The sequence below is a fragment of the Acidovorax delafieldii genome, from assembly GCF_007993815.1.
GTDB lineage: Bacteria > Pseudomonadota > Gammaproteobacteria > Burkholderiales > Burkholderiaceae_C > Acidovorax > Acidovorax delafieldii.
This window is the reverse complement of record NZ_VJWE01000012.1, coordinates 476,466-489,242: the sequence shown is the minus strand read 5'-3', so window position 1 is coordinate 489,242 and position 12,777 is coordinate 476,466. Positions and strand designations below refer to the sequence as shown.

General features: G+C 66.7%; 10 protein-coding genes. 7 read left to right on the top strand and 3 right to left on the bottom strand.

Annotated elements, in window-relative coordinates:
* Positions 1–115: 115 nt before the first annotated feature.
* From ATF69_RS11575 to ATF69_RS11550, 6 genes are all read left to right on the top strand, one after another.
* Complete coding sequence (locus tag ATF69_RS11575) at positions 116–1,408, top strand: hypothetical protein (protein ID WP_146871037.1); 1,293 nt, start codon at positions 116–118, stop codon at positions 1,406–1,408.
* Between the two features lie 220 nt (positions 1,409–1,628).
* Complete coding sequence (locus tag ATF69_RS11570; RefSeq protein WP_244303710.1) at positions 1,629–2,855, top strand: GGDEF domain-containing protein; 1,227 nt, start codon at positions 1,629–1,631, stop codon at positions 2,853–2,855.
* 164 nt (positions 2,856–3,019) lie between these two features.
* On the top strand, positions 3,020–3,658 hold the full coding sequence (locus ATF69_RS11565) for a DUF1569 domain-containing protein (protein WP_244303709.1): 639 nt from the start codon (positions 3,020–3,022) through the stop codon (positions 3,656–3,658).
* Between the two features lie 228 nt (positions 3,659–3,886).
* Positions 3,887–4,957: an HlyD family secretion protein gene (locus ATF69_RS11560; protein ID WP_146871034.1), complete on the top strand. Its 1,071-nt coding sequence runs from the start codon at positions 3,887–3,889 to the stop codon at positions 4,955–4,957.
* A complete protein-coding gene (gene rbbA / locus ATF69_RS11555; protein WP_146871033.1) occupies positions 4,921–7,725 on the top strand; it encodes a ribosome-associated ATPase/putative transporter RbbA in 2,805 nt (934 codons plus the stop codon). The genes ATF69_RS11560 and rbbA overlap by 37 nt, the downstream gene beginning before the upstream one ends.
* A 1-nt stretch (position 7,726) precedes the next feature.
* On the top strand, positions 7,727–8,860 hold the full coding sequence (locus ATF69_RS11550; protein ID WP_146871032.1) for an ABC transporter permease: 1,134 nt from the start codon (positions 7,727–7,729) through the stop codon (positions 8,858–8,860).
* 66 nt (positions 8,861–8,926) lie between these two features.
* On the opposite strand, the gene ATF69_RS11545 is transcribed toward ATF69_RS11550, so the two are convergent.
* Complete coding sequence (locus ATF69_RS11545; RefSeq protein ID WP_146871031.1) at positions 8,927–10,201, bottom strand: amidohydrolase family protein; 1,275 nt, start codon at positions 10,199–10,201, stop codon at positions 8,927–8,929.
* 71 nt (positions 10,202–10,272) lie between these two features.
* Between ATF69_RS11545 and ATF69_RS11540 the strand changes: the two genes are divergently transcribed.
* Positions 10,273–10,632: a VOC family protein gene (locus tag ATF69_RS11540; RefSeq protein WP_056062279.1), complete on the top strand. Its 360-nt coding sequence runs from the start codon at positions 10,273–10,275 to the stop codon at positions 10,630–10,632.
* A 34-nt stretch (positions 10,633–10,666) separates the two neighbouring features.
* Here the strand turns inward: ATF69_RS11540 and ATF69_RS11535 are convergent, their stop codons facing one another.
* Entirely contained in the window at positions 10,667–11,590 is a 924-nt protein-coding gene (locus ATF69_RS11535; RefSeq protein ID WP_146871030.1) for an ABC transporter permease, read from the bottom strand.
* Positions 11,591–11,704: 114 nt separating this feature from the next.
* Positions 11,705–12,766 (bottom strand): ABC transporter permease, encoded by a 1,062-nt coding sequence (locus ATF69_RS11530; protein WP_146871029.1) that lies wholly within the window; start codon positions 12,764–12,766, stop codon positions 11,705–11,707.
* Positions 12,767–12,777 lie beyond the last annotated feature (11 nt).

Here is a 12,777-nt window from a genome sequence, read left to right as displayed (position 1 = left end):
CATTCGGGAAGGGGGACACCGCCAGCGCGGCGGGGCTGCCCTTGCGCGGCGGTCCTGGTATGGGCCGCGCCAGTTTCATAGCCCATGAGCAGCGCGAAGCGCGATAGATTCAGACATGACCGTGCCTCCCACGCCTTCCTCAATTTCTGCACCAGTCGCTACTGCCAATGCCCTGCAACTGCACGACGCGCGCCCTTTCTTTGAAAAGGCGCTGGTCTACGGCGTGCAGCACGGCCTGATTGACGCGGACCGGCTGGCGGCCATCAATGCCGATGCGCCCAAGGGCATGGTGCAGATCGCGCGTTACTTTGGCAGCGAGTTTCTGCGCCCGGAGATCGAGAAGGCGCGGGACCGCATGGTCAACCTGATCAGCCTGTACCTGCTGGAGACCACAGCCGGTGATCTGGCCAAGGCGGCGGTGTCGCTGCGCGACAACTCCTTATTGTCGCGCTCCAAAGGCGGCTCGGACATGCTCAAGCGCCTGATCGCCATGCCCGAGAGCAGCAACTTCGGCATGGGCGGCTATGCGGATGCCGAAACCCCACTGCTGGCTGCCTGGTCGCTGCGCAGCCATGCCGACTACCGCGCCGAGCTGGCCCGCCGCAGCCACATCGCCCAGGCCATCGCCGCCGCCGAGTGGCTGGCCGCGCAGTACGACTTGGATACCGACGAGCTGGAAACCGCCGGGGCCGACGCCGAGGCCGTGATCCGCACAGGGCTGCTGATGCAGGCGCTGAACCCCAAGGCCATGGCGGCGAGTGAGTGGCCCAGCGCCCCGGTGTTTGAAAAGCTGGTGACTGCACTGCGCAAAAAGAAGGCACCCCTGCCGACGGCGCTGCGCCTGCCCGCCGGCGTGCCGGCAGAGCTGCGTGACGTGCTGCAAGCCCAATGCGCCACCGTGCTGGCCGACCTGCCCAAGCTGCTGCAATCCGCTGCGCCGCTGCGCACCCTGCTGCGCCCCATGGGCGCCTTCAGGGCAAGCTACTTCCTGCTGGACGACCCTCTGGCCGAAGTGGACAGCTTTCACCGCAGCCTGGATGTGCTGGAGGACGACGATGAGCCTCCACAGCCTGCCAGCAAGACATGGACCAAGGCGACCGGGGGCAACGACGATGAGCACTCGCTGCTCACGCTGTTTCTGTGCCTGGCCGCCGGTGCGCCCAAGAAGACGCTGCTCACCGAAAAAACCGCCGCCAGCCTGGTGCGCAAGATCCGCAAGTCTGGCCTGCAGCCCGAGCTGGCGTCTGACTTCATCCGCAGCCACGCGGCTGCCGCCTTCCAGCAGGACTACCTGGCTCTCTGGTCTGGTTTTTTGCAAGACGCGCAGGCTACGCTGACCAGCGACCGCGACTACCAGATGCACGATGCGCTGGCGCTGCTGCGGCGCGAATGCCACGTGGTGGGTTGACAGGTGCTCCCAACCGCCACGCGAGGAGGTGCGGCCGGAGGGACCCCTGCAGCTGGCTCAAGGACTGCATTGCTGCCCGCAGACTGTCGCGTGGCGGTCAATGCTCTCGGTTACCATTGTTCACGTTGATGAGGGGCCCCATCTGCCTGGCTTGCCATAGCTGCCACGCATGCAAGATGAAGTTGCCTGGCCAGTCCCGATTGCTCCGTCCCTTCCCACAGTGCACAGTCCCACCCTCGTTATCGTAGCGGCCATCCTTGCAGCGCTGGTTACCACTGTGCTGTCTGCCGTGTGGTTCTTCAACAGGAACATCCCAGGGCTGCGCTTGTGGGCGCTAGCACTGTTTTGCACCACCGTGTTTTGCGCCAACCTGATGTTGCGCGACCATGTCCCGCAGTTGCCTTCGGTATTGCTGGCGCAGGGCTCTATTGCGTTGACGGCCTACCTGTGCCTGCTGGGTGCGCGTGAATACATGGGACGAGCGCCGCTGCGGCATGGCATGGCTGCGGTTGCCATGGTGCTGCTGCTGGTAACGGTGGCGTATTTCACCGTGGTGCAGCCCCATCTGGGGGTGCGTTTTGTGCTGTCGGGGCTGGTGCCGGGCACGTGCTTTCTGTTTGCTGCGCACACCATGGCCAAAGGTGGCTTTCGCAAGGTTCCGGCCCGGTATCTGTTTGCGGGCACGGTGGGTGTGCATGGCGTGTTTTTGCTGGTGCGGCCCTTGTTGTTCAAGCTGGCCGCACCGGCCGATGCGTCGCAACCCGAAACGGGCATGGTGGCTGCGCTGTCGCAGTTTGTGGTGCTGGAGTCCACCATGGCGCTGGTGCTGGTGGCGTTTGGCGCGTTGATGCTGACCAATGAGTTCATCACCAACGAACTGCGCCACCTCGCCGAGGTGGACCCGCTGACCAATGTGTTCAACCGCCGCGCGTTTCTGACCTTGTTGGACAAGGCCATCAGCAACGCCCAGCGCACGCAGACGACGTTGCCCGTGCTGGTGATGGACCTGGACCATTTCAAGAAGGTCAACGACAGCTGGGGCCACCGCGCGGGCGATGATGTGCTGCGCCATTTTGTGATGCTGGCCCAGCGCTGCCTGCGCAAGGAGGACGTGATGGGCCGCCTGGGGGGTGAGGAGTTCGCGATCTTCTTGCCCAATGCAGGGGCCGGTGGCGCCATCGCGGTGGCCGAGCGCCTGCGCGCCATGGTAGAGGCACATCCTGTGGTGACCGAGCAGCGCAGCATTGCGCTCACGGTGAGTGTTGGCGTCACCCTGTGCGCGGGCAGCGAGTCGGCGGGTACGGCCTTGCAGCGTGCGGACGAGGCCATGTACCTGGCCAAGGAGCGGGGGCGCAACCGGGTGGAGATGACGGTGGCCCCAGCATCGCCCTTGGTCCCCGTTACTGCAACCCCCGCGCCGGCCGCACCAACTACCCTGGCGGCCTAGGCGCAGCGGAGCGCCGGGAAGGCGCCCAGGCCTTGCAGCCCTGCGCCATGGCGGGCTGTGTCGGCTGCCCGACCCTGGTGATGGCTGGAGGGGGCACAAGGCAGACGCTGCCCGGCACAATCAACGCTTTCACACCACCCCCGGTGATGCGGGCAGACAACCCCATGGCAGTTCCACCCCCTTCTGGCGCACCCAAAGCCGCTACCCCCACAGCCACGCACCCCTCGCCCTCTGCGCCGCCGGCAGCGCCCGACCGGAGGGCGTTTCTGGCCATCGGCACGGGGGTGGCGCTCGCAGCGGCTGGTGCTGCTGGGTATTTTCTGCACCAGCCGGACAACGACAGGCAGCTGGTATTTGCCACCCTGCACGATGCGATGCGCGAGGCCGAGCGGCTGAACGCAGCTTCCGTCCACGCGCTGGAACCCGCCACGGCCTGGACCTGGGCACAGACGCTGGTGCATTGCGCACAGAGCATTGAATACTCGCTGCAAGGTTTTCCGTTGCCCAAATCTGCGCTGTTCCAGAACACCCTGGGGGCTGCAGCTTTCAAGGTGTTTGCCCTGCGGGGACGCATGAGCCACAACCTGGCAGAGCCTATCCCGGGCGCCCCCGCGCTGGATGCGCAGGCCACGGACACGTCGGCCGCCATGGCCCGCCTGCGCCAGGCGGTGCAGGACTTTGCCATCCACACGGGGGCGCTGCAGCCTCACTTTGCCTATGGTGCACTGAGCCAGTCGCAGTACGAGCAAGCGCATGCCATGCACCTGGCCAACCACCTGTCGGCCTTCGATGGGCGCGGGTAGGGCAGTCTCCGGCAACCGACGCACCGCCTCTCAGAACCCGCAGCGGCAAGCTTGTGCCGCAGGCGGAAGCCCCACGCAATTGCAGCCAAATTGATGCAAGTCAAGCGAGGCGACTGACCCCAAGCAGCCCATGAAGGCGCTGCGCTTACGATGCATTTTGAGGTGAGGCGCCTTTGCTGACGTGACTGGAAATGCGCTCCTGCCTCCGCATCAAAAGGGATCAGAGCCATGGGCAGCAAGTGGAAAATTTATGCGGCCGCCGCAGCGCTGTTGTTGCTGGGCACCGTGCTGGTCGTGCGGTGGGCGCCCTGGCAGCCCAAGGGGCCCGGCCCTGGGTTTGTGAGTGGCAATGGCCGCATCGAGGCCACCGAGATTGCCGTGTCCACCAAGCTGGCGGGGCGTGTGCTCGATGTTTTGGTGGCCGAGGGCGATTTTGTGAAGGCGGGGCAGCCCCTGGCCCGCATGCAGATCGACAGCCTGCAGGCCCAGCGCGGAGAGGCCGTGGCCCGGCTGCAGCAGGCGCAACTGGCCATCAGCAGTGCCCAGGTGCAGGTGGCCCAGCGCGAGAGCGACTACCAGGCCGCCTTGGCCGTGGTGGCCCAGCGCGAGAGCGACCTCGACACCGCCCGCCGCCGCCTGCCGCGGTCTGAGCAGCTGGCGCGCGAAGGCTTTTTCTCCAGCCAGTTGCTCGACGATGACCGTGCCAAGGTGCGCAGCCAGCAAGCCGCTGTGACGGCTGCCAAGGCCCAGGCCAAGGCCGCACAGGCGGGCATTGGCGCGTCGCGCACGCAGGTGACCAGTGCCGAGGCCAATGTGCGTGCGCTTCAGGCCACGCTGGCGCGCATTGATGTGGAGCTGGCCGACAGCGAACTCAAGGCCCCGCGCGACGGCCGGGTGCAGTTCCGCGTGGTGCAGCCCGGCGAGGTGGTGGGCGCAGGTGCGCGCGTGCTGCAGCTGGTGGACCTGAGCGACGTGTACATGACCTTCTTTTTGCCTGAGACCGTGGCGGGCCGGGTAGCACTGGGCAGCGAGGTGCGCATCGTGCTCGATGCCGCACCGGGCTTTGTGATCCCGGCCACCGTGTCGTTTGTGGCCAGCACCGCGCAGTTCACGCCCAAGACGGTGGAGACCGCCAGCGAGCGCCAGAAGCTCATGTTCCGCGTGCGCGCGCAGATCGACAAGGCGCTGCTGCTGCGCCACCAGGAGCAGGTCAAGACCGGTCTGCCTGGCGTGGCCTGGCTGCGGGTTGACCCCGCCGTGGAATGGCCCGCCAACCTCGCCATCAAGGCCGACCAGTGAATCTCCCCGGCAGCGTGGCACCCGTGGCGCGCCTGCGTGGCGTGGGCCAGCGATATGGGCGCACGGTGGCGCTCGCAGACATCGATTTGGAAGTGGCCGCGGGCCGCATGGTGGGCCTGATCGGGCCGGATGGCGTGGGCAAGTCCAGCCTGCTCGCGCTGGTGGCGGGCGCCCGTGCAGTGCAGCAGGGCACGGTGGAGGTGCTGGGCGGCGACATGTCCCAGAGCCGCCACCGCAGCCGGGTGTGCCCCCGCATCGCCTACATGCCTCAAGGGCTGGGCAAGAACCTGTATCCCACGCTCTCGGTGGAAGAGAACCTTCAGTTCTTTGGCCGCCTGTTCGGGCACGACGCGGCCGAGCGTCGCCGGCGCATCGATGAGCTCACGCGCAGCACCGGCCTGCACCCGTTCCTGGCGCGGCCTGCGGGCAAGCTCTCGGGCGGCATGAAGCAAAAGCTGGCCCTGTGCTGCGCGCTCATCCACGACCCGGACCTGCTCATTCTGGACGAACCCACCACCGGCGTGGACCCGCTGGCACGCGCGCAGTTCTGGGATTTGATCGGCCGCATCCGCGCCGCGCGGCCGGGCATGAGCGTGATCGTGGCCACGGCCTACATGGAAGAGGCCCAGCGTTTTGAATGGCTGGTGGCCATGGACGAAGGGCGCATCCTGGCCACGGGTACGCCTGCCGAGCTGATGGCCCGCACCGGGCACGATGCGCTCGAGCAGGCCTTTGTGGCACTGCTGCCCGAGGCCAAGCGCCGGGGCCACCAGGTGGTGCAGATTCCGCCGCTGGACCGGTCGCAGGCAGACGACGCCGCCAATGTGGCCATCGAGGCGCGCGACCTCACCATGCGGTTTGGCGACTTTGTGGCGGTGGACCACGTGAGCTTTCGCATCCAGCGCGGCGAGATTTTTGGCTTTCTGGGCAGCAATGGTTGCGGCAAGTCCACCACCATGAAGATGCTCACCGGCCTGCTGCCCGCCAGCGAAGGCCAGGCCTGGCTGTTTGGCCAGCCGGTGGACCCCAAGGACATGGCCACGCGGCGGCGGGTGGGCTACATGTCGCAGGCGTTTTCGCTGTACAGCGAGCTGTCGGTGGAGCAGAACCTGGTGCTGCATGCCCGGCTGTTCCACGTGCCCGAGGCCGAGGTGCCAGGGCGCGTGTCGGCCATGCTGGAGCGCTTTGACCTGCAGGCCGCCCGCAGCGCACTGCCCATGAAACTGCCGCTGGGCATGCGCCAGCGCCTGTCGCTGGCCGTGGCCATGGTGCACCAGCCCGAGCTACTGATCCTGGATGAGCCCACCTCGGGCGTGGACCCCATGGCACGCGACAACTTCTGGCGCCTGATGGTGGAGCTGGCACGGCGCGACAAGGTCACCATCTTCATCTCCACCCACTTCATGAACGAGGCCGAGCGCTGCGACCGCATCTCGCTGATGCACGCAGGGCGCGTGTTGGAAAGCGCTGCGCCGCAGGACATCGTGGCCAAGCGCGGCGCCGCCACGCTGGAAGAAGCCTTCATCGGCTATCTGGAAGATGCTGCGGGCACGGCCCCGGCTCCTGTGTCCGTGGCGGCTTCGACCCCCACTGCGCTATCCCCGGCGCCCACTCCCAACGCCCCCGCCTGGCCCACCCGCCTGCGCCACAGCCTGGCCCGCATCCACAGCACCCAGTGGCGCGAAGCGCTGGAGCTGCGCCGCGACCCGGTGCGTGGTGCCATGGCGTTGCTGGGCTCGCTGATCCTGATGTTCGTGATGGGCTACGGCATCAGCATGGACGTGGAAAACCTGCGCTTTGCCGTGCTGGACCGAGATCAGACCGCGCTGAGCCGCGCCTACACGCTGAACCTGGCGGGCTCGCGCTACTTCACCGAGCAGCCGCCGATTGCCACCTACGCCGAGCTGGATGCACGCATGCGCTCCGCCGAAATATCGCTGGCGCTGGAGATCCCGCCCGGCTTTGCGCGCGACGTGGCACGCGGCCAGCCCGTACAGATCGGCGCGTGGGTGGACGGCGCCATGCCCCAGCGCGCCGAAACCGTCATCGGCTACGCCCAGGGCCTGCACCAGCAGTGGCTGGTGGAGCAAAGCCGCAGCCACACTGGCGTGGTGCCCCGGGGCCTGCTGGAGGTGGAGCCGCGCTACCGCTACAACCCCGACGTGCGCAGCCTGCCATCCATGGTGCCCGCAGTGATTCCGCTGCTGTTGCTGATGCTGCCCGCCATGCTCACGGCCCTGGCCGTGGTACGCGAGAAGGAGCTGGGCTCCATCATCAACCTGTATGTCACGCCCACCACGTGCACTGAATTCATGCTGGGCAAGCAGCTGCCCTATGTGCTGCTGGCGCTGTTCAACTTCGGATTGATGTGCCTGGCGGCTGTGACGGTGTTTGGTGTGCCCATCACCGGCAGCTTTGCCACGCTGACGCTGGGTGCCGTGCTGTTCAGCCTGTGCTCCACGGGCATGGGGCTGCTGGCCTCCACCGTTACGCGCAGCCAGATTGCGGCCATGTTCTTCGCCATGGTGGGCACGCTCATCCCGGCGGTGCAGTTCGCCGGGCTCATCAACCCCGTGTCGTCCATGACCGGCTTTGCGCGCTGGGTGGGCGAGGTCTACCCTGCCAGCCACATGTTCACCATCAGCCGGGGTGTGTTCAACAAGGCGCTGGGCCTGCAGGATCTGCAGGCCGAGTTCTGGCCCATGCTGGTGGCGGTGCCGGTCATCGTCGGTACTGCGATCTTGCTGTTACGCAAGCAGGAGACCTGACATGGCGCTGCGTGGCCGCTGGTCCAACATCTTTCGGTTAGGCATCAAGGAGCTGTGGAGCCTCTGGCGTGACCCGGCCATGCTGTTCCTCATCGTCTACACCACCACGCTGGCGGTGTATTCGGCGGGCATGGCGCAGCCTGAGACGCTGCACCACGTGCCCATTGCCATCGTGGACGAGGACGACTCGGCCTTGTCCCAGCGCATCGCCACCGCGTTCTACGCGCCCCAGTTCACCCGCCCCGCCATGATCAGCATGCGCGAGGTGGACCCGGGCCTGGACGCAGGCCGCTTCACGCTGGTGCTGCACATCCCCTCGCATTTCCAGCGCGACGTGCTGGCGGGCCGGGCTCCGCAGGTGCAGCTCAACATCGACGCCACGCGCATGGGGCAGGCGTTTGCGGCCAATGGGGCGGTGCAGCAGATCGTGCAGCTGGAGGTGGCCGAGTTCGTGCAGCGCGACCGCACCGTGGCCGAGCAGCCCATCGAGCTGACGGTGCGCTCGCGCTTCAACCCGGCGCTCAACCCCGCGTGGTTCGGCTCGCTGATGGAGTTGATCAACATCGTGACCATGCTCTCCATCATCCTCACCGGCGCCGCGCTGATCCGCGAGCGCGAGCATGGCACGGTGGAGCACCTGCTGGTCATGCCCGTCACCCCCGGCGAGATCATGCTGGCCAAGGTCTGGGCCATGGCGCTGGTGGTGCTGGTCGCTACCTGGGTGTCGCTCACGGCGGTGATCCGCTGGGCGATTGGTGTGCCGATCGAAGGCTCGGTACCCCTGTTCCTGCTGGGGGCCACGCTGCATCTGTTTGCCACCACGTCCATGGGCATCTTCATGGCCACGGTGGCGCGCAGCATGCCGCAGTTTGGCTTGCTGATGGTGCTGGTGATGATGCCGCTGCAGATGCTGTCGGGCGGCGTCACCCCGCGCGAGAGCATGCCGCTGTGGGTGCAGTACGGCATGGCCCTGGCGCCCACCACGCACTTCACCGAGCTGGCCCAGGCCATCCTCTACCGGGGCGCGGGCTGGGCGGCGGTGTGGCCGTCGCTGGTGTGGCTGCTGGGGATAGGGGCGGTGCTGTTCAGCCTGGCGCTGGCGCGGTTTCGCAAGACGATTGCGCGCATGGCCTGATGTCAGGATGACCGTGTTTGCTATCGAATATATAGCTGATAAGGCATAATCCACTAGCGCTTGAGGCTAGTTGGACGCAAAATCCACGCTGCCGGGCCGCCCAGGCAGGTTCAGCTGCGCCACGGGCGCCGGGCTGCTGGCCACCCGCTGGCCACGCCGCCACACACCCAGGCGCGTGGCCCGCAGGCGGATGGCGTCCACCGGGTTGCGCGCATGCAGCAGCACCAGGTCGGCATGGCAGCCGGGGGCGATACCGTAGCCCTCCAGCCCCAGCAGCTTGGCGGGATTCACCGTCACCGCATCAAAACACTGCCGCATCGCGGCCTGGCTGGTCATCTGGCCCACATGCAGGCCCATGTGCGCGGCCTCCAGCATGTCGGCGCTGCCGCCGCTGTACCAGGGGTCCAGCACGCAGTCGTGGCCAAACGCCACCGTCAGGCCCGCAGCCATCAGCTCGGGCACACGGGTCATGCCCCGGCGCTTGGGGTAGGTGTCGTGGCGGCCTTGCAGGGTGATGTTGATGAGCGGGTTGGCCACCACGCCCAGGTCGGCCTCGGCCATCAGGGGGATGAGCTTGCTCACGTAGTAGTTGTCCATGCTGTGCATGGAGGTGAGGTGCGAGCCCGTCACGCGGCCGTACAGGCCCAGGCGCTGGGTTTCATACGCCAGGGTTTCCACGTGGCGCGAGTGCGGGTCGTCGCTCTCGTCGCAGTGCATGTCCACGCGCTTGCCGCGCTCGGCAGCCAGCTCGCAGAGGATCTTCACGCTCTCGGCGCCCTGGGCCATGGTCCGCTCGAAGTGCGGAATGCCGCCCACCACGTCCACGCCCATATCCAGAGCGCGTTTCAGGTTGTCGAGCCCTCCGGGCGCGCGCAGCACACCGTCTTGCGGGAAAGCCACCAGCTGCAAATCCAGGTAGGGCGCCACGCGCTGCTTTACATCCAGCAGCGCCTCCACCGGCAGCAGGCTGGGGTGGCTGGTGTCAACGTGCGAGCGGATGGCCAGCAGCCCGCGCGCCACGGCCATGTCGCAGTACTGCAGCGCGCGCTGCACGATGGCGTCGTGGGTCAGCGTGGGCTTGAGTTCGCCCCACAGCGCAATGCCTTCGAGCAGCGTGCCGCTCTCGTTCACGCGCGGCTGGCCGTAGCTCAGGGTCGAATCCATGTGGAAATGCGCGTCCACAAACGGTGGGCTCACCAGCAGGCCACCGGCATCCACCGTCTCATGCGCGGGGGCTTGCAGGCCTTCGGTCACTTCGTTGATGCGGCCGCCTTGCACGGCGATGGACATGTTCTGGCGGCCGTCGGGCAGGCTGGCGTGGGTGATGAGCAGGTCGAGCATGGTGGGGGAGTGTAGATATTCGTCGGGACGCGCTGGCACACTGCGGGGTCTCAAGAAGAAAGGGTCATCCGATGAACGCACATGAAAAGCTGAACTACGTCGAATTTGCCGCGTGCGATGTGCCCGCCACGAAGTCGTTCTTTGAAAAGGCCTTTGCATGGACCTTTGTGGACTATGGCCCCGAATACACGGCCTTCTCGGGCCAGGGGCTGGACGGCGGCTTCTTCCGCGCCAGCCTGTGTTCCACCCCAGCCACTGGCGGCGCCTTGCTGGTGTTCTACAGCGCTGACCTTGAAGCCACCTTGGCCAAGGTGGAGGCGGCGGGTGGCCATGTGGTCAAGCCGGTGTTCGACTTTCCGGGAGGACGGCGCTTTCATTTCACAGAGCCCAGCGGCAACGAGTTTGCGGTGTGGTCCGACCAGAGGGTGTGAATGAATCGGGCGTGGTGGGCTCGTTCGCATCTTCTCACCGCTCCCCCTTGCGGTAGGGCTTCATCAGCGCCTGTGGATACGCCGCCTTGCGTGCCACCAGCACCAGCGCCAGGATGGACAGCAGGTACGGCAGCATCAGATACACCTGGTACGGCAGCCACGCATCGCCCGCCTGCTGCAGCCGCAGCTGCAGCGCGTCAAAGAAGGCAAACAGCAGCGCACCCAGAAGCGCCTTGCCGGGCCGCCACGATGCGAACACCACCAGCGCCACGCAGATCCAGCCGCGCCCGTTGATCATGTTGAAGAAGAAGGCGTTGAACGCCGACAGGGTGAGGAAGCTGCCCGCCACGCCCATCAGCGCCGACCCGGCCACGATGGCGCCGGTGCGCATCGCCGCCACGGAGATGCCCTGGCCCTCGGCCGCCTGCGGGTTCTCGCCGACCATGCGCACCGCCAGGCCCAGGGGGGTGCGCATCAGCACCCAGGCCAATAGCGGCACCAGCAGCAGGGCCAGCAGCGTGAGTGGGGTTTGTGCCGACAGGATGGGAATGCCCAGCCACTCCATCGGTGCAAAGGGCTCGATGGTGGGTGGCGTGTTCACCTTGGGGAAGCTCACCCGGTAGCCGTAGTAGCTGAGCGCCGTGGCCAGCAGCGTGATGCCCAGCCCGGACACATGCTGCGACAGCGCCAGCCCCACGGTGAGCCATGCGTGCAGCAATCCAAACACTGCGCCGGTGAGCGCCGCCACCAGCACCCCGGCCCACAGTCCATGGCCCGTGTACACCGTGAGCCAACCAGTGAAGGCGCCAGCGACCATGATCCCTTCAATGCCCAGGTTGAGCACCCCGGCGCGTTCGCACAGCAAAACCCCCAGCGTGCCCAGAATGAGCGGGGTGGCGACCCGCAGGGTGGCAATCCAGAACGCGGGGTTGGCTAGGATGTCGAGCAGTTCGGTCATGCAGCTGCTCCGTGGAAATTTGCTTTCATTTCGATAGCATCTGGCGCATGATTCACTAGCGCTAGAGGCCTATTTGGCTTGAAATTGTGCTGTGTATGGGTTGTCATGGCTGCTTCACTTCCACCGCACGCGGTACTGCGTCAGCAGCCCGGCCACCAGCACCGCAATCAGCGAAGTCGCCACGATCACATCCGCAATGTAGGTGGGCACGCCCACCGCGCGGCTCATGCTGTCAGCCCCCACCAGCACGCCCGCCACGAAGGTGCCCGCTGCAATCACGCCCAGCGGGTGCAGTCCGGCCAGCATGGCGATCACGATGCCGCTGTAGCCGTAGCCGGGCGACATGTCGAGCGTCACATAACCAGTGCGACCGGCCACTTCGATGGCGCCGGCCAAGCCTGCGAGCCCGCCGGAGAGCAAGGCGACCAGCACCACCGTGCGGGTGATAGGCACGCCCGCAAAGGCAGCAGCGCGTGCATTGGCCCCCGCAGCACGAATGTCAAACCCCGGCACCGTGCGTGCCAGCAGCGCCCACAGCATCATGGCCAGCGACACGGCCCACAGCAGGCCCGTGTGCAGCCGCGTCTGAGGCACCAGCTTGGAGAGTTCCAGGTCGCCCTGAAGTGCCACGCTCTGCGGCCAGCCCATGGAGAGCGGGTCTTTCATCGGTCCATCGAGCAGAGCTGACACCAGCAGCAGCATGATGAAGTTGAGCAGCAGTGTGGTGACCACCTCGTCCACGCCCAGCCGCGCCTTCATCAGCGCCGGGCCCAGCAGCAGCGCCGCGCCCGCCAGCGCGGCCGCCAGCATCATGAGTGGGAAGAGCAGATAGGGCGACCACTCCAGCCCCGTGCCCCCATGCATGCCGCCCACGGCCACGGCGGCCAGCGCCCCGGCATAGAGCTGCCCCTCGGCCCCGATGTTGAACAGCCGCGCGCGAAAGGCCACGGCGGCTGCCAGCCCGGTCAGGATCAGCGGCGTGGCGCGGGTGAGGGTTTCGGTCAGCGCAAACACCGAGCCGAAGGCGCCCTGCAGCAGCAGCGCATAGGTCTGCCCCACGGGCGCGCCAGCCCACAGCACCAGCAGGGCGCTGACGAGCAATGTGAACACCACGGCGCCCACCGGCGCCAGCACGTAGGCGGCGGGGGAGGTGTGGTTGCGTTTTTCAAGTCTCATGCTGGGTTGTT